This window comes from Acidithiobacillus albertensis (genome assembly GCF_001931655.1).
Classification (GTDB): Bacteria; Pseudomonadota; Gammaproteobacteria; order Acidithiobacillales; family Acidithiobacillaceae; genus Acidithiobacillus; species Acidithiobacillus thiooxidans.
This window is the reverse complement of sequence record NZ_MOAD01000106.1, coordinates 1-1,575: the sequence shown is the minus strand read 5'-3', so window position 1 is coordinate 1,575 and position 1,575 is coordinate 1. Positions and strand designations below refer to the sequence as shown.

At 54.3% G+C, this 1,575-nt stretch carries 2 protein-coding genes; both read right to left on the bottom strand.

Going from position 1 to position 1,575, the window contains the following annotated elements:
* Positions 1 to 247, bottom strand: a 247-nt coding sequence (locus BLW97_RS18330) for a ChbG/HpnK family deacetylase (RefSeq protein ID WP_242947880.1), incomplete at its 3' end; no start/stop codon positions are given.
* Positions 210 to 1,575: hopanoid biosynthesis associated radical SAM protein HpnJ (hpnJ, locus tag BLW97_RS18325; protein WP_075324195.1), on the bottom strand; the 1,366-nt coding region annotated here is incomplete at its 5' end. The genes BLW97_RS18330 and hpnJ, both read right to left, overlap by 38 nt.

Sequence of the window (1,575 nt, the reverse complement as noted above, 5' to 3'; positions counted from 1 at the left end):
CCACCAGAGTCAGGTGCAAACCGACACCCAGTCCAGGCAAGCTTTTCGCCCGGCGTATGGCATCAGCCGCCGCAGGGGCCCCCACCATAAGACTGGCGGTGGTCAGCACACCCTTCTGATATGCTGATTCCACCGCCTCATTAACCGCGAGATCCAGTCCGAAATCGTCGGCGTTAACGACCAGCCGCCGGGTATGCCCCTGCCCCACTTCAGCCGTGGCGTTGCCGCAGGAAGCGCACGAACTCAACGCCTTCCCGCAAACGACGCTTCATCATCTGGGTGCTTTTCAGCATCTCACCAGTAATTTCAGCAATTTTCCCGGCGCGGAAATAGAAACGCTTGTACATGGTTTCCACCGAGTCAAAAATTTCCGTGTGATTCAGGTGCGGATAACTCATGGGGCTGATCTGCACACCGCGATCATTGACCATGTGGGCCTCGTCTTCCTCGGTCAACCAACCCTGTTCCTTGGCCTGATTGTACAAAAAGGTGCCGGGATAAGGTGCCGCCAGTGAAACCTGGATAGTGTGAGGATTGATTTCCTTGGCAAATTCAATGGTTTTCTGGATGGTTTCCTTGGTTTCGCCAGGCAGACCAAGAATGAAAGTACCATGAATGACAATACCCAGCTTATGACAGTCCGCAGTAAACTTACGGGCCGACTCCACTTTGATGCCTTTCTTGATATTATTGAGAATCTGCTGATCGCCCGACTCATAACCCACCAGCAACAGACGCAGGCCGTTTTCACGCAGGACCTTGAGGGTCTCGTAAGGCACATTGGCTTTGGCGTTGCAGGACCAGGTCACCCCCAGCTTGCCCAGACCCCGGGCGATTTCCTCAGCACGCGGGCGATCATCGGTAAACGTATCGTCATCAAAGAAAATTTCTTTGACCTGCGGGAAATTTTTCTGGATGTAACGCACTTCCTCAATCACATTGGCTGCACTGCGGGTCCGATAACGATGTCCGCCGACTGTCTGCGGCCAGAGGCAGAACGTACACTGAGACCGGCATCCCCGTCCCGTGTAAAAGGAAATGTAGGGATGCTTGAGGTAGCCGATAAAATAATCCTCAATGTGCAGATCTCGCTTGTAGACCTCAGAGACAAAAGGCAGGGAGTCCATATCTTCAATCATGGCCCGGTCGGGGTTGTGAATCAGCTGGCCATCTTCCGCACGATAATTGATGCCATCCACTTCACTCAGGGGCCGGCCTTCGGCAATTTCCTTGAGGGTGAAATCAAATTCTTCCCGAGCCACAAAATCGACGGCAAGACCTGCCTCCCGCAAAGACTCGTCGGGTTCTACCGCCACTTTGGCTCCGACCAGACCAATCATCATTTTCGGATAGTGCTCCTTGAGCAACTCTGCCATGCGCACATCCGATGCAAAAGAAGGGGTGCTGGTATGGATGATGCACAACTCGTATCCAGCAGCCACTTCCAGGGTTTCTTCCACGCTCACATCGGCGGGGGGTGCATCCAGCAGACGACTGCCGGGGATCATCGCAGCGGGCTGGGCCAGCCAGGTGGGAAACCAGAAAGAACGAATTTCCCGCTTGGCCTGGTAACGG